Here is a 14,920-nt window from a genome sequence, read left to right as displayed (position 1 = left end):
TGTGTTCGTTATGACAATTATCCTGAATAATCTATCTCTAGATCAACTATTATTGTCTGCTTTATACAAAAAAGAAAAGTTTATCGCAAAGTTATCTATAAAAACATGTTTGACAATTCTACTAATGTCCAAGCATTACGCTATACTTTAGCTAATTTCTAAACAAAAATGGAAGATTCTGTGCCAATAGCGTTTGTTGCAACTTCAAAATTACCAACAGCTTATGGTGATTTTAAAATTTCTGTATTTCAGGATCCTCAGACGGGTGAAGAGCATGTTGCTCTTTCTAAAGGTTTGGAAAATGCGCCTACTGAGCCCGTTTTAGTTCGTATCCACTCTGAATGTTTAACAGGGGATGCTTTCGGTTCTTTGAAGTGTGATTGTGGTCCACAATTACATAACACCATGAAAATGATGAATGATGCAGGTCAAGGCGTGATTTTATATTTACGTCAGGAAGGTCGTGGTATTGGTTTAACCAATAAAATCCGTGCTTATGCGTTGCAAGATCAGGGACATGACACTGTAGATGCTAACTTATTATTAAATTTACCTGCCGATGCACGCACTTATGACATGTGTAGCATTATGCTTGATCAATTACAGGTTAAACAAGTCAAGCTGATCACCAATAACCCATTGAAATTAAAAGCTTTGACTGATTTAGGTATTGATGTAATTGATCGTGTACCTTTGACAGTCGGTTTAAATGAGTTCAATGCAGATTATTTAAAAACCAAACATGATCGTATGTCACATATGTACGAAAAAGATGATTTTTAATTTATTTTCTATAAATAAAAACCAAGACGATAAGGGATGATTGAATTTTTTCAAAAATCCCTTATTTTTTTTATGGTTTTGTGTTTTGATATAAACAGTACATCAATTTTCTCATTTTAATTTTTCCAATGAGGTTCATCATGCAGAATCCGACTTCAGCAGATATTCAACGTGTTCGCGAATTTCTCCTCGACTTACAAGCACGTATCTGCGCAGGCTTAGAGCAAAGAGAACTCGAAAGTGGCGGTACAGCAACATTTGAAATTGATGATTGGGAGCGTCCTGAAGGTGGTGGTGGTCGTTCACGTGTTTTACAAAATGGTACAGTGATTGAAAAAGGTGGTGTGATGTTCTCACACATTAACATCTCTAAACTTCCTGCATCTGCAACAGAGCGTCATCCACAAATTGCAGGTGCTAAGGCACAAGCAATGGGTGTCTCATTGGTCATTCATCCTAAAAATCCAAATGTACCTACATCGCATGCCAATGTTCGTCTATTTGTAGCAGAAAAAGAAGGACAAGAACCCATTTGGTGGTTTGGTGGTGGTTTTGACCTCACACCATTTTACCCAAATGATGAAGATGTGCTGGCTTGGCATCAGAAAGCCTTTGATCTGTGCGCGCCTTTTGGTGAAACTGTATATGCTGAACATAAAAAATGGTGTGATGATTATTTTTATTTAAAACATCGTGATGAACAACGTGGTATTGGAGGTTTATTTTTTGATGATTTAAATCAATGGGGTTTTGAGAAATGCTTTGAATATATACAAGCTGTTGGCAATGGTTATTTAGAAGCAATCTTACCTATTTTTCAAAAACATCAGAATCAACCTTTTACCAAAGCACAACGTGACTTTCAGCTTTACCGCCGTGGGCGCTATGTAGAATATAATTTAGTTTATGACCGTGGCACATTGTTTGGTTTACAAACTGGTGGGCGTATTGAATCTATTTTAGTGAGTATGCCTCCGCTTGCTGCATGGTCGTATCGCCCTGAATGGGATGAAAATTCGCCTGAAAAACGTCTGACAGATTATTATTTAAAACCCAAAGATTGGTTGGCTGAACTAAAAGCAGATTAATTTTTTATTGTTATAAAAAACCTGAGTCTATGTACTTGGGTTTTTTATTTTCATTTCAACCATCTTAAAAAGTCAGTATCTCATCGTTTTGAATTCATAGTTTGTGACACTTTCCACACAGCTTTCTGGTTCTTTTAAAAGATAAATCACGTACATTACACATAACGCTACTTTTCGAATTGAATGGAATACAAAAGGTCAAATTTATCGACTTATTTTGTAGTTCCAATACTCAGGATATTGATATGTACGCAAAAAATATCAGCCTAAATGGAATCGTTTTTTTCAGTCTTTTCATTGCCTTACTCAGTGCGATTAGTACAGTGATTTTTTCAGAAAAGCCTTTTAATGATCATTTTGGCTTTAGTTTAATGTTCATTGCCATCATTGGCTTATGTTTAAACATGACCTATATTTTTATTAATACTCTTGTTGATATTTGTAATCCTTAATTTTCCTCTCATTCCTCACATAAGCAAGACTTTAGACTTTAGAGCATCGTCTTTTTGACGTATATTAAGGCTCAATTTCAGTCTAAGGATTTTGCAACATGCGCAAACAGTTTGCCGTTATTGGTAATCCCATTGAACATTCTCGCTCACCTGAGCTACATCATGCTTTTGCAGAAAAAACAGGCATTGAGTTGGAATATGCAAAACGCTTTGCGCCTTTAGATGGTTTTGAAAATAGTGTTCGTTGCTTTTTTGCCGAAAATGGCGCGGGGATGAATGTTACTGTTCCATTTAAAGAGCAAGCTTTTGCCTTATGTGAACATCTTTCTGAACGCGCTAAAATTGCCAAAGCAGTCAATACACTCTGGATGGAAAATGGTCAATTACATGGTGACAATACCGATGGTCAAGGCTTAGTTGAAGCCATTCAAGCCTTAGATTGGTCTTTAGATGATTGTACTATTTTAATTTTAGGTGCAGGCGGAGCAACACGCGGTGTCATTTATCCCTTAGTACAAGCAGGTGTCAAAAAAATTGTTATTGCAAATCGTACATTGGCTCGTGCTGAACAATTGATTGCAGATTTAAAAGATGCTGTACCTGAAGCTGAACTATCAGCATGTCAACTTGATGATTTAAAAGGGCAATTTGATATTATTATCAATGCAACATCAGCAAGTTTGTCAGGCGATGCCTTAGTTTTACCTGAAAACTTAAAGTTTAATTATGCTTATGAAATGGCGTATGGCAAACCTTCAAGTTTTTTAGATCAAGCCAAAGCTCGTGGTGTTGAACATACAGAAGGTTTTGGAATGCTTGTTGGGCAGGCACTAGAAGCATTTCGAATCTGGAATGGTGTAAAACCTAATATCAAAGATTATCTTTAATTTTTATCGACCAAATTCCATAAAAATAAAAAAGAACTTGATCACAAGTTCTTTTTTACGCTCAAACCCGTTACTTTAAATTTGCCTGACTAAATTTCTCATAAGTATTTTTAAATAACGCATAATCAATAAACTCGACTGAGTTTTCAGTCAAATTTGCCACGATCGCTTGATTAAACTTTTGAGACCTAAAAGCAGTATACGCTTTTGCTAAAATATGAGCTGTCTTTTTAAACTCCTGACGCTGCGTATCATCAATCGTATTTTCTGCCTCAAATTTTTGCATATATTCATAGGCAAATGCAGCCTCAACCGTTTTATGTTTTTTTAACAAATTTTCAGTTTCAAGACTTCCCTGCCTTGTCGTCCATACACCTTCTACTAAATCATCAACATCATTGCCCAAATCATGATCAAATTGATCATCTTCTTCCAAGTGATGTTTTTTCTTCAGGAGTTGAATATATTTTAAAGCTTGACCTTTAGGGTTATAAATATCTTCATCCGTATATGCATAAGCGTACACAGCAGCAATTTCTTGTAAATCTTGGGTTGTATATTGTTTTACAATTTCAGGATAATCATGGGTTAATTTCGCTATAAAAACAATCTGATAGGTTTTTTCATAGGACTTCGTTTGCTGAAATGCCGTCTTTGCCAACTGAGTTAATTGTTTGGAAAAATCAATGCTTTGCGTTGTTGAGTCTGGTGTTTGCTCTGATAAACTACCAAAAATTCGATTAATAAAACCATCTTTAAAAATCTCGGCAAATGGTTTCGCTTGTTTTAAAGTTTGACGGTCTATCTGCGTTGCCTTGCCATAGTTTTGGATCTGCATATCAAATTTGACATTAAACTGACGTTGCAAATCAGCCATGTGATATTTTAAATCATAGTCCATTTTGACCATACGCCCATACTGGTCAATATAAAGATCTATAACAAATGGATTTCTTTTATTTTTTATCGGTAAAGCTGTTTCGATCTCATCTTGATGAGCCAACCATAATTGTTTAAATTGCTGAGCATCCACCAAGTGATCTTTACGACCGAATGTTTTAAATTTTTCAGTTAATGCTTGTATACGTGCAGAGTTCTGTAACTCTGTTAAAGAGGATGTCGCAGCAGTATCTAGTACATCAATATCATAATAAGACTGGCAATAAACGACATCTCCCATACGAATACTGGCTTTCCGTTGCGCTAAGCTTTCACATTGCGCTGAAGTCAGCAATACTTTCTCTGCTGAGCTTGCTTCGTGTACTGAGTCATCCTCGTCATCTACATGGTCTGCAAGTTGACTTGTAGCGTCTGTTGCATCTGCTACTGCGCTTGCTGTTTCTGCTATCGCAAGCGCTTCAGCCTCATCATTATGATTTAAAACGGTTTTATTGACTGCTTTATAAAGTTTATACATCGCAGCAGTGGCTTCATCATATTCATTATGACCATCATCTTCATTTAAAGTTGTATCTTCTAGCCCTTCTGAAACCACTTGAGCAGCTAAGTTTTTTATCGCAGATTGTTCTGATGCTGCATCCATTTTAAATACAGATTGCATCAAATATTCACGATTTATTGCACTGTACAAATTTGCTTTTAAAAATAATTCCTCAACATTCCCTTGCAAACGAATTTTCTCAACAACACCCTGCTGCCGCTCTGTGCCATTTACATTAAGCTGACGCAGGTCATTTTGATCTGCCACAAGGTATGTACTTACACTCGATTGTTTTAAATACTCAAGTAAAGCCTTTTGGTCAACACTAGAGATTTGATCTTTGTATTTTGAAAAATCAAAATAAACATATTTATCTTGATCTTCAGGGCTTGCTAAATAAGGCATCAATGAAAAAATATGGGTATAAAATTTATAATTATTAAAATCAATAATGGTGGGAATACGCATTTCAACTGATAAATTTGGTTTTTTATACTGTGTTATCAGGTTAAAAGAAGCCATTTTTTGACGATAATTTACCGTTCCATCATAATGAATATTTAAGTCATTCAGCATCGTTTCAACAAAAGCTGCGCCTTTACCCATGATTTCACTTAAAGCAATGACGTTTGGTTGCGCCATTTGTTGATACAACGCTTGTTTTTCTGTTTCACTCAACTTAATCTTTTGTGTAACCAAATATTGATTTAGTTTTTTTTCAATTTCAGGATCTAAACGTGGTTGTTGTTTTTCATTTTGATTCAAAATACCTTGCTTATTTTGGTTTAGATCTATTTTGATCTTTCCTGAATAATCAAAATTTGGCGTTTCATAAATCGCATTGAGCGCTTGAGTCGCGCGCTGCGTTGTATCTAAATTAGAATGTAGAGAATTGGTTTTAATGACATGTGACGAACATGCTGTCAGGCTCAAACTAAAAAGACTTAAGCTTAAATATTTTAATCGCATAGAATTGTCTAACACCTTGAATAATTATAATTACCAAAAAAAACGATTAAAATAATCATTTTACAAACGGTTAAAATTGTAGCAAAAAATAATAAAAATTGCTTACAGTTCACCCGATAAATTAGCTTTTCTGACATTTCTTTTAGTTGCTGTTATCAATGTATTTTTATTTTGTTTATGAATAATGAAAGTATCGATTGAAAATCCAAAACTATTTCTAAATTAGGATTAAGCACATGCCAGCATATAAAGCCCCTCTCCGTGACATTCGTTTCTTAATGAATGAAGTTTTAGACTATCCAGCGCATTACCAAACATTGTCGATTGGCGAAAATGCCGATGCAGACACCATTGATATGATTTTGGAAGGTGCAGCAGATTTTTGTGAAAATATTCTTTCTCCTCTGAACCAGTCTGGTGATGAAGAAGGCTGTCATTTTAAAGATGGCGAAGTAACTACACCGAAAGGCTTTAAGGAAGCATACGATCAGTTTGTTCAAGGTGGCTGGCAAGGTCTGTCTTACCCAGAAGAATTTGGCGGTCAAGGCTTACCAATGTCTTTAAACCTAATCAAATCTGAAATGATGGGAACTGCAAACTGGTCATTCACCATGTACCCAGGTTTGAGCATGGGTTGTATGAATACAATCTTGCAATTTGGTACAGATGAACAAAAAGCAACTTACATGCCTCACCTTACGGCGGGTACTTGGTCTGGCACGATGTGCTTAACTGAACCACAATGTGGTACAGACTTAGGTCAGGTTAAAACCAAAGCTGAACCTAAAGCAGACGGCACTTATGCAATCACAGGGACAAAAATCTTTATCTCTGCAGGTGAGCATGACTTAACTGAAAATATTGTTCACATCGTCCTTGCACGTCTTCCAGATGCGCCTGCGGGTACTAAAGGTATTTCTCTGTTCATCGTGCCTAAATTCATTCCAACTGTGGATGGTGGTGTAGGTGAACGCAACCCTGTAACCTGTGGTTCAATTGAGCACAAAATGGGGATCCGTGGTTCTGCAACTGCAGTGTTAAACTTTGATGAAGCAACAGGTTACCTGATTGGCGAAATCAACAAAGGTTTACATGCAATGTTTACCTTCATGAACACAGCACGTATCGGTACTGCGGTTCAAGGTCTTGCACATGCGGAGTTGTCTTTCCAAGGTGCTTTACCTTATGCAAAAGATCGTATGTCTATGCGTGCGCTTTCAGGTAAAAAAGATCCTGAACGTGTTGCAGATGCGATCATTCACCATGCTGATGTACGCCGTATGCTATTGACTCAAAAAGCATTTGCTGAAGGTGGTCGTTCAATGATTTATCATGCAGCTCAGCTTGCAGATAAAATGACCGATGCCCTGCTTCAAGGCGACCAAGCGAAGTTTGAAGAATATGATGACAAACTTGGTTTCTATACCCCAATTTTGAAAGGCTTCCTGACTGAAATGGGTCTGGAGTCTGCAAACTTAGGTATGCAAGTGTTTGGTGGTCATGGCTATATCAAAGAACATGGCATGGAACAGATCGCACGTGATGCGCGTATCTCAACTTTATATGAAGGTACAACAGGTATTCAGGCTCTTGACTTGATTGGTCGTAAAGTACTGCTTTCTTCTAAAGGTAAAGTGGTTCGTGAATACACAGGTGAAATCCTGAAATTCTGTGGTCAACATGCACGTAATAAATACATGCGTCGTTTTGCATGGGATCTAACCAAGATCTGTGCACAGTGGAATGCATTGACTGTTCGTATCATGCTTGCTGCACGCAAAGACCGTGACATCGTATCTTCTGCTTCTGTAGACTTCTTGATGTTCTCTGGCTATTCAATGATGGCGTATTATTGGGCACAGCAAGCGGCTGTTGCTTCTGAAAAATTAGCGTCTGGTACAGGTTCAGAAACTCCTGAGTTCTATAAAGCAAAAATCAAAGTGGCTGATTTTTACTTTGAACAATTGTTACCACGTGCACAAGGTCATGCAGAGTCTATGGTGAATCCATCTAAGACGATGATGGCGCTTGAAGCAGATCACTTCAGCTTTGATTACTAAGTTTTCAGTCATTTGAAAATTTAAAAGACCGCTTCGGCGGTCTTTTTTCATTCAATTTAAATATCAACATGGAATGAGCTATGATTCAAATTGCCACCAAAGAAGACTTCCCTATTTTAATTGACATTTGGGAACGCTCAGTCAGAGCAACACATCATTTTCTACCTGAAAGCGAAATTAAAGAATTAAAACCTCTGATTTTAAATGAATATTTTCAACATGTATTACTACATCAATATATACAAGACAATCAAATTATTGGATTTATTGGCACAAGTCCTGACAATATTGAAATGCTATTTATTGAGCCTGACTTTAGAGGTCAAGGGATTGGTAAAGCCTTAACACTGTTTGTTATTGAAAAGCTTAATATTCAAAAAGTGGATGTAAATGAGCAAAATCCACAAGCTGTTGGTTTCTATCAAAAACTTGGTTTTGAAGTCATTTCAAGATCTGAATTGGATGGTCACGGCAAAGCCTATCCTCTTTTACATTTAAAACACAGCGCTGAAATTTAGCACTGTATATTTTCACTTTTCTTTCGGTGCAGGCTCTTTCACCGCTTTCAGTAGTTTAAATTTATTATTTTCAAAGAGATAAAATCGAGTGGTGATACTCTCCACTTCCCAATTTTCATTATTATGTTCTTCTTGAGTGACCAATAAGCGGCTGTTTGCCCGTGAGTCGATCACATCTTCCTGACTTCCCTCACCACCAAAACCACCCTCCAACAACTTTCCTGTCCGTTTATTGATAAAGGCATAACTACGGCAACTCGCACCACAACCCCACATGGTAATCACATATTCACCTGCAAAATTCGGCTTTTCTTTTAATGCATCACGTAAACGAGTACGAAACATTCGGGCACTTTCATCAGACATATCCAATTGTGCAGTTTTACCCGTATAAGGTTTAACAGGATAATCCTTAAATTGAGGGACATTGGTTTTGGCATAAGCTACTGTCACTCCCAACACGCAGAATGACAGTATGATTAGAATTTTTCTGATTATTTTTTGCATTTTTAGAAACAACGCTGATTGATTATTTTCCTGATCATCATAGCAAAATGCTAAAAATAACAGGAAGAATTTTACAAAAACGCTTCCAAAACTGAATTTAAAAATAAATGTCCTTTGTCGGTACAATTTAAAATATCAGGATCATTCACCATCAACTGACGCTGTTTTAAAGAATCTAAACTCTGTAAATCTTTTAAATCCAAACCTGTACGTTCTGCGTATAAATCCGCTTTTACGCCATCCATCAAACGCAGTGCATTCATCATAAATTCAAAAGGCATATCTTCATTTTCAATGCGTTTAAATTGCAAATTTTCCGCAGGCACTTTTGCCAAATAATCTTTCGGTAAACGGGTTTTCTGAAAACGATACACGCCATCCGCTTGAGTCACTTTGCCATGCGCCCCTGCCCCGATCGCCAAATAATCGCCAAACTGCCAATAATTTAAGTTATGTGCAGAAGGTTGTTCTTTACGCCAAGCAGACACTTCATAGTTAATAAAACCATTGGCTTTTAAGTAGGCTTCGCCCTGTTCCTGAATATCTTCCAAAACATCATCGACAGGTAAAGTCGGCTGTGTACGGAAAAACACGGTATTGGGTTCAATGGTCAATTGATACCACGAAATATGCGTTGCACCACTTTCCACCGCAAGTTTTAAATCATTTAACGCTTGTTCTAAAGTCTGTTCAGGCAAGCCATGCATTAGATCGACATTAACACGTTCAAAGCCTGCTTGTTTGGCATGTTGAATCGCCAAAATCGCATCATCATTGGAGTGAATACGTCCCAATTTTTTTAAATGCTCGGTATTAAAGCTTTGTACTCCAAGAGATAAACGGTTAATGCCTACATCTAGATAATCTGCAAATGGATCATGCTCCACCGTGCCGGGATTGGCTTCCAACGTAATTTCACAGCCTTGTTGAAATGGAATCAGAGCTTTTAATTGGGTAAATAACCATTGATAACCCTGCGCTGAGATGAGCGATGGTGTACCACCACCAATAAATACACTATGAATTTCACGTCCCTGCGCAAAATCAATTTGTGTTTTAAAGTCTTCAACCAATGCCTGTAAATATTCCTGTTCCAGATCTAAAGACAATTTTCCATCAGGCACAGCATGCGAGTTAAAGTCACAATAGGGGCATTTACGCACGCACCACGGCATATGAATATAGAGAGAAAGTGGAATATTTTGAGGATTTAAATCAGCCAAGGAAGAAGCTCAGAGAAATTTAGAGAATGGTGAATTTTAGCATGAGTCAGAGTGATTCAAATCAGACAAATGAAAATGATTTTTCAGCTAAGATCGTTATAATTTCAGAAAATAATGAAAAGAGCACTACAACATGGAAATTGATCATATTTTTATACGTGCGCAATACGGCGCACCTGAAGCAGAAGCATTGAAAGCATTTGGCTTAACTGAAGCAAGTTCAAATATTCATACAGGACAAGGCACAGCCAATCGTCGATTTTTCTTTCAGAATGCTTTTTTAGAATTAATTTGGCTCAACGATGAAATAGAGGCAAAAAGTGAAATCACACGTCCGACTCAATTATATGAACGCTTGAGCGATCTTGATGTCGCTGTTTCACCTTTTGGCGTATGTTTTAGACCTTCAAATACCACGCAACACAACGCTTTATTTCAAAGTTGGCAATATCGACCTACTTATTTACCACCTCAGTTATATGTTGAGATTGCAAAGAATAATACGCTAAAAGAACCAATGTGGTTTTTTCTTGGTTTTGCTTCAAGACCTGATCAAGCAAGTCCTGAACGTAGACAACCTTTTACGCATACAAAAGCGTTATCGACACTTACAGAAACACAGATCAGCATTCCTCAGCTTAAGCAAAATTTAACAGTGAAAGCTATACAAGATATTGAAAACTTCAGCTTGATTGATGCCGAAACACATTTACTCGAAATGACTTTTGATGATGGCAAACAAGGTTTAAGTCATGATTTTAGACCACTGCTTCCACTGATTTTTTATTATTAAACTGAATCTATAATTCGCACATTGCTTAACTTTCCATTAGACTAAAATTCAGACAGGGAACACAGACAATAAAAATATGATGAAGCTCTCGAGCCAAATGCTTTTGTTATTGCCTCTTGCGATGGGCATTGGCATTGCCATGACCTTTCAAACTGCACTGAATTCACAATTACGAGAATATTTACACTCCCCCATTCAAGCTGCCCTTTTGTCCTTTTTAGTTGGTACAATAGTGCTCGCTATTTTTGTGTTTTTTCAGTCTGCGCCCAAACCCACATTGCAAAATTTGGGGCAAATTCCATGGTATTTATGGCTGGGTGGATGTCTAGGCGTGTATGCCATCAGTATCAGCATTTATACCGCGCCCAAACTCGGCTTTTTAACCTTGTCTGGTCTGATTATTTTTGGGCAAATTTTGATGTCGATGGTGTTTGATCAATTTGGTTTACTCGGTGTTGAAAAAACACAACTCAATTGGCAACGTCTTTTAGGTGGCGTGGTGATTTTTATTGGTGTGCTTCTCACTCTACAACGCTAACCGTTTTTTATTCTAAGCACATTTAAAACGAGTAATTTCTGTGTCTGAATCCATAAAAGCCACAACTACCCGCTTTGAATTAAAGCAATTGTTTCACTTGATGCTCCCGATTTTGGTTACTCAGTTTGCCTATGCAGGTTTCGGACTGATTGACACCATTATGGCAGGACATATGTCTGCCGAAGACCTCGCTGCGATTGCTGTCGGTGTGGGCTTGTGGATTCCGATCATGTTGCTGTTCAGTGGCATTATGATTGCAACCACACCTTTGGTGGCGGAAGCCAATGGTGCACGTACACCTAAAAAAATTCCGAGTATCGTCCGCCAATCCCTGTGGGTGGCTTTGGTGCTTGGTATTATTGCCATGCTGATTTTACAAGCCATGCCCTTACTACTGCCGTTGTTTGGTGTGCCTGACTCTTTATTGCCTAAAGCAAGTCTGTTTTTACATGCAATTGCTTTCGGTATGCCTGCTGTCACCATGTATGCAGCACTGCGTAATTATTCAGAAGCTTTAGGTTATCCACGCCCTGTTACGTTGCTCAGTCTGGTGGCTTTGGTAGTACTGATTCCGCTGAATTTCGTCTTTATGTATGGGATTGGACCCATTCCACACTTAGGCAGTGCAGGCTGTGGTTTTGCTACTGCCATTTTACAATGGCTGATGTTTATTGTTTTAGCCATCTATGTATTTAAAGCCAAACGCTATCAAAAGACTCAACCCCTCACGCATTTTGAAAAAATTAATCCTGTTTTGATCAAACAGATTTTAAAATTGGGTTTCCCGATTGGACTTGCGATCTTTTTTGAAGTGAGTATTTTCAGTACAGGGGCTATTGTGCTGAGTACTTTGGGTGAGGTTACTATTGCAGCGCATCAGATTGCGATTTCTGTGACATCACAATTGTTTATGATTCCGATGTCATTGGCACTTGCCTTAACGATTCGGATCGGAACCTATTATGGTGAAAAGAATTGGGTTGCAATGCGTAAGGTGCAAAAAGTTGGAATGTTGACTGCTACAGTATTTGCATTGATTACTATGTTGCTGATGTGGTTGCTTCGCCATGAAATTGTAGCGGTCTACACCTCAGATTATGAAGTTGCTCAGATTGCAGTGTATTTAATTTTATTCGCAATTGGCTATCAGCTTATGGATGCATGGCAAGTCAGTGCCGCAGGATGTTTGCGTGGCATGCAAGACACCAAAGGTCCAATGTGGGTCACCATGCTTGCCTATTGGGTGATTGCTTTCCCTGTCGGAATTTATCTAGCACGTTATACCGAATTGGGTGCTGCAGGTGTATGGACGGGTTTGATTGTCGGTTTAAGTATTGCCTGTGTTTTATTACTGATGCGTTTGTTTATGAATAATAAAAGACTCAGTCAGCAGCCCCATTAAACCTGTAATATGATCCACTCTGTTTTGTCGGATGTGGTAGCAATTATAATTTTGCCATCGCATCCTTCAACCCTTGCGGAACTTCACTTTCATCCGCTACTTCTTTCACAATGACTTGCCCAACAATCACATTCTCACCATTAAAGGTCATGGTCGGTGAACCATATAGTTCATAACCTTCATTTAAAGCCTTGGTGACTCTGGCACAAAAATTCACATCATCCTGACCTGTTAAATAACGATAAACTTTCATAGTCACTCAGCACATTTTCAACTAAAATCATTGTAACGCTAAACAAGGCGTACACAATGAAAAATATAAGCCATGCTGCTTTTAGAAAAATAGCAAAGTAGAAACAATATCTTAACAATTTAAAGTAGGCAGTTTAAGAATAGTCGCCTATGATCAAAATGAGAAAAAACTTCATCAAAGTTTAAGGATTTGTCTGAATGTCTAAAAATTCAAGTACACCAGGTCATCGTTTTATGAAACTTGCAGGGATGACCGCAAGCATTGCGACCAAAACCGTGTCCAACTCTATTCGCAACTTTAATGCTGATGAAGAAAAAAAGAATGAAGCACGCAGCAAACTCTTTCAGGACATTGGCATTCAGATCGCAGACACACTGGGTGAAATGAAAGGCGCTGTAATGAAAGTCGGACAAATCGCCTCTCAGTACAAAGATATTTTCCCACCTGAAGTGGCTAAAGCCATTGCAAAACTGCAACGCCAAGCCCCGGCCATGCCCTTTGCTGACATCAAAAAGCAAGTTGAAAAAGAATTAGGCAAACCTTTAGAGCAAGCCTTTCAACATTTTGATGAACAACCTTTTGCAGCAGCATCTATTGGACAAGTGCATAAAGCCACACTTCCCAACGGTACAGAAGTTGTAGTTAAAGTGCAATATCCAGGTGTAGATGAAGCCTGTGAAAGTGACTTGAAACAAGTTCGTTTAGCCCTACGTTTAATGGGGGTTTTAAAAGTCGATAAAAAGCTACAAGATCGTTTATTTAAAGAAATTCAGGACAGTTTGCACGAAGAACTAAATTACGAAATCGAAGCGCAAAATTTACAGGTTTTCAAAACCTTTCATCAGGCGCTTGACAATAAAATCATCATACCCAATGTTTACCCTGAATATTCAAGCCGACGCATTTTAACCCTGAGTATGGAAAAAGGCGAAAGCATTGAAACAGCAAGCAGTTGGGACTTAGCTGTTCGTAATGAAATCGGTGAACGTTTAATTCGAGCTTTAGGACAACAAATTTTCTTTTTGAAACGTTTTCACTGCGACCCACATCCAGGGAATTTTGCTTTTCGTGAAGATGGCAGTGTAATTATTTATGACTTTGGGGGTGTAAAAACACTTTCTACAGATATTATCGGTCACTTTAAAGCGTTGGTTCGTGCTGGAAAAACAACAGATATTAAAACGATAGAACAACATTTAATTGCTTTAGATGCTTTAGCAGAACAAGGAAAATTCCCTGACGATTTATATAAAGAATGGTTAGAAGTTTTATTACGACCACTCACCACACATTATGATTTTGCTGAAAATTCAGCACATCATGATGGCATGAAACTGGTAAAAAAATCATTAAAATACTGGGATGTATTTAAACCATCACCAGATACGCTGATGGTGAATCGTACCATTTCAGGTCACTACTGGAACCTGATCCAACTTAAAGTCCATGATGATTTAAGCGATGTCTTTGAAGAATTGGTTCCTCAGTAAAATTAAGCTTTTATTCATGTTTGGTTAATTATTTTTTAAGCAGCCTCTATTAAAGTAAAACCATATTTTGAAGTCTAAGCAAACTATCCTCCTGCTTAGGCTTCTTTTTTTTGCCTTATTTTTTTACGCATCTTTTCGACATGGTCTTTAACACACTTAGAATTCACTTTACATCCTAATTGTTATGTTATAACATTTCTTTATTCGAAAAATTCATTGGAGAATAATATGCGTCCTCATATCCATCCTGAATACCGCCAAGTTTTATTCCACGACACCAATGCTGATGCTTATTTTTTAATTGGTAGTACCATCAACACCAAAAATACAAAAGTTTATGAAGGTAAAGAATATCCATATGTCACACTGGATATCTCGAGCGCCTCACATCCTTTTTATACAGGTGAGATTCGTCAGGTGAATAATGAAGGTCGTATTGCCAACTTCAATAAACGTTTTGCTCGCTTTAAACGTTAATAATATTTTTCCTTAATTTTCATTTAAGTATTGCATTTT

The 14,920-nt window shown here is 37.6% G+C and carries 15 protein-coding genes; 11 read left to right on the top strand and 4 right to left on the bottom strand.

Annotation, left to right across the window (positions count from 1 at the left end):
- The first annotated feature begins 180 nt into the window (after positions 1–180).
- The 4 genes from ribA to aroE all read left to right on the top strand — a co-directional run bounded on the left by ribA (position 181) and on the right by aroE (position 3,210).
- Positions 181–783 carry a GTP cyclohydrolase II gene (gene ribA, locus HX005_RS11890; RefSeq protein ID WP_286377526.1) on the top strand — a complete coding sequence of 201 codons (603 nt, stop codon included), beginning with the start codon at positions 181–183 and terminating at the stop codon, positions 781–783.
- Positions 784–923: 140 nt separating this feature from the next.
- Complete coding sequence (gene hemF / locus HX005_RS11885; RefSeq protein ID WP_286377525.1) at positions 924–1,871, top strand: oxygen-dependent coproporphyrinogen oxidase; 948 nt, start codon at positions 924–926, stop codon at positions 1,869–1,871.
- Positions 1,872–2,116: 245 nt separating this feature from the next.
- Positions 2,117–2,323: a hypothetical protein gene (locus HX005_RS11880; RefSeq protein ID WP_107007547.1), complete on the top strand. Its 207-nt coding sequence runs from the start codon at positions 2,117–2,119 to the stop codon at positions 2,321–2,323.
- A gap of 98 nt (positions 2,324–2,421) precedes the next feature.
- A complete protein-coding gene (gene aroE, locus HX005_RS11875; protein ID WP_286377524.1) occupies positions 2,422–3,210 on the top strand; it encodes a shikimate dehydrogenase in 789 nt (262 codons plus the stop codon).
- Positions 3,211–3,280: 70 nt separating this feature from the next.
- On the opposite strand, the gene HX005_RS11870 is transcribed toward aroE, so the two are convergent.
- Positions 3,281–5,620: a hypothetical protein gene (locus HX005_RS11870; protein ID WP_286377523.1), complete on the bottom strand. Its 2,340-nt coding sequence runs from the start codon at positions 5,618–5,620 to the stop codon at positions 3,281–3,283.
- A gap of 236 nt (positions 5,621–5,856) precedes the next feature.
- Between HX005_RS11870 and HX005_RS11865 the strand changes: the two genes are divergently transcribed.
- Together HX005_RS11865 and HX005_RS11860 are read left to right on the top strand one after the other, a co-directional pair.
- A complete protein-coding gene (locus tag HX005_RS11865) occupies positions 5,857–7,680 on the top strand; it encodes an acyl-CoA dehydrogenase C-terminal domain-containing protein (RefSeq protein ID WP_286377522.1) in 1,824 nt (607 codons plus the stop codon).
- A gap of 80 nt (positions 7,681–7,760) precedes the next feature.
- A complete protein-coding gene (locus HX005_RS11860) occupies positions 7,761–8,198 on the top strand; it encodes a GNAT family N-acetyltransferase (RefSeq protein ID WP_286377521.1) in 438 nt (145 codons plus the stop codon).
- A 12-nt stretch (positions 8,199–8,210) separates the two neighbouring features.
- Here the strand turns inward: HX005_RS11860 and HX005_RS11855 are convergent, their stop codons facing one another.
- Positions 8,211–8,693, bottom strand: a complete 483-nt coding sequence (locus tag HX005_RS11855; protein ID WP_286377591.1) for a hypothetical protein — start codon at positions 8,691–8,693, stop codon at positions 8,211–8,213.
- An 83-nt stretch (positions 8,694–8,776) separates the two neighbouring features.
- Positions 8,777–9,928, bottom strand: coding sequence for a radical SAM family heme chaperone HemW (gene hemW / locus HX005_RS11850; RefSeq protein ID WP_286377520.1), 1,152 nt, complete (start codon positions 9,926–9,928; stop codon positions 8,777–8,779).
- Positions 9,929–10,061: 133 nt separating this feature from the next.
- On the opposite strand from hemW, the gene HX005_RS11845 reads away from it, so the two are divergent.
- The 3 genes from HX005_RS11845 to HX005_RS11835 all read left to right on the top strand — a co-directional run bounded on the left by HX005_RS11845 (position 10,062) and on the right by HX005_RS11835 (position 12,661).
- Positions 10,062–10,721: a VOC family protein gene (locus HX005_RS11845; RefSeq protein ID WP_286377519.1), complete on the top strand. Its 660-nt coding sequence runs from the start codon at positions 10,062–10,064 to the stop codon at positions 10,719–10,721.
- A 76-nt stretch (positions 10,722–10,797) separates the two neighbouring features.
- Positions 10,798–11,259, top strand: a complete 462-nt coding sequence (locus HX005_RS11840; protein ID WP_286377518.1) for a DMT family transporter — start codon at positions 10,798–10,800, stop codon at positions 11,257–11,259.
- A 100-nt stretch (positions 11,260–11,359) separates the two neighbouring features.
- Positions 11,360–12,661: an MATE family efflux transporter gene (locus HX005_RS11835; protein WP_502872740.1), complete on the top strand. Its 1,302-nt coding sequence runs from the start codon at positions 11,360–11,362 to the stop codon at positions 12,659–12,661.
- 43 nt (positions 12,662–12,704) lie between these two features.
- Here the strand turns inward: HX005_RS11835 and HX005_RS11830 are convergent, their stop codons facing one another.
- A complete protein-coding gene (locus HX005_RS11830; protein ID WP_286377516.1) occupies positions 12,705–12,914 on the bottom strand; it encodes a DUF1737 domain-containing protein in 210 nt (69 codons plus the stop codon).
- 197 nt (positions 12,915–13,111) lie between these two features.
- Here HX005_RS11830 and HX005_RS11825 point away from each other — a divergent pair, with 197 nt between their 5' ends.
- Both HX005_RS11825 and HX005_RS11820 read left to right on the top strand, forming a co-directional pair.
- On the top strand, positions 13,112–14,404 hold the full coding sequence (locus HX005_RS11825; RefSeq protein ID WP_286377515.1) for an ABC1 kinase family protein: 1,293 nt from the start codon (positions 13,112–13,114) through the stop codon (positions 14,402–14,404).
- 228 nt (positions 14,405–14,632) lie between these two features.
- On the top strand, positions 14,633–14,881 hold the full coding sequence (locus HX005_RS11820) for a type B 50S ribosomal protein L31 (RefSeq protein ID WP_286377514.1): 249 nt from the start codon (positions 14,633–14,635) through the stop codon (positions 14,879–14,881).
- Positions 14,882–14,920 lie beyond the last annotated feature (39 nt).

Origin of the sequence: Acinetobacter sp. R933-2 (genome assembly GCF_030325485.1) — a bacterium.
GTDB classification, from domain to species: domain Bacteria; phylum Pseudomonadota; class Gammaproteobacteria; order Pseudomonadales; family Moraxellaceae; genus Acinetobacter; species Acinetobacter sichuanensis.
This window is presented reverse-complemented; position numbering and strand designations above follow the sequence as displayed.

Coding starts and splice junctions, on each gene's coding strand:
- hemF (WP_286377525.1), top strand. CDS start 924: ATGCAGAATCCGACTTCAGCAGATATTCAACGTGTTCGCGAATTTCTC.
- HX005_RS11845 (WP_286377519.1), top strand. CDS start 10,062: ATGGAAATTGATCATATTTTTATACGTGCGCAATACGGCGCACCTGAA.
- HX005_RS11825 (WP_286377515.1), top strand. CDS start 13,112: ATGTCTAAAAATTCAAGTACACCAGGTCATCGTTTTATGAAACTTGCA.
- aroE (WP_286377524.1), top strand. CDS start 2,422: ATGCGCAAACAGTTTGCCGTTATTGGTAATCCCATTGAACATTCTCGC.
- HX005_RS11865 (WP_286377522.1), top strand. CDS start 5,857: ATGCCAGCATATAAAGCCCCTCTCCGTGACATTCGTTTCTTAATGAAT.
- HX005_RS11835 (WP_502872740.1), top strand. CDS start 11,360: ATGCTCCCGATTTTGGTTACTCAGTTTGCCTATGCAGGTTTCGGACTG.
- HX005_RS11870 (WP_286377523.1), bottom strand. CDS start 5,620: ATGCGATTAAAATATTTAAGCTTAAGTCTTTTTAGTTTGAGCCTGACA.
- HX005_RS11880 (WP_107007547.1), top strand. CDS start 2,117: ATGTACGCAAAAAATATCAGCCTAAATGGAATCGTTTTTTTCAGTCTT.
- HX005_RS11840 (WP_286377518.1), top strand. CDS start 10,798: ATGATGAAGCTCTCGAGCCAAATGCTTTTGTTATTGCCTCTTGCGATG.
- HX005_RS11820 (WP_286377514.1), top strand. CDS start 14,633: ATGCGTCCTCATATCCATCCTGAATACCGCCAAGTTTTATTCCACGAC.
- HX005_RS11830 (WP_286377516.1), bottom strand. CDS start 12,914: ATGAAAGTTTATCGTTATTTAACAGGTCAGGATGATGTGAATTTTTGT.
- HX005_RS11860 (WP_286377521.1), top strand. CDS start 7,761: ATGATTCAAATTGCCACCAAAGAAGACTTCCCTATTTTAATTGACATT.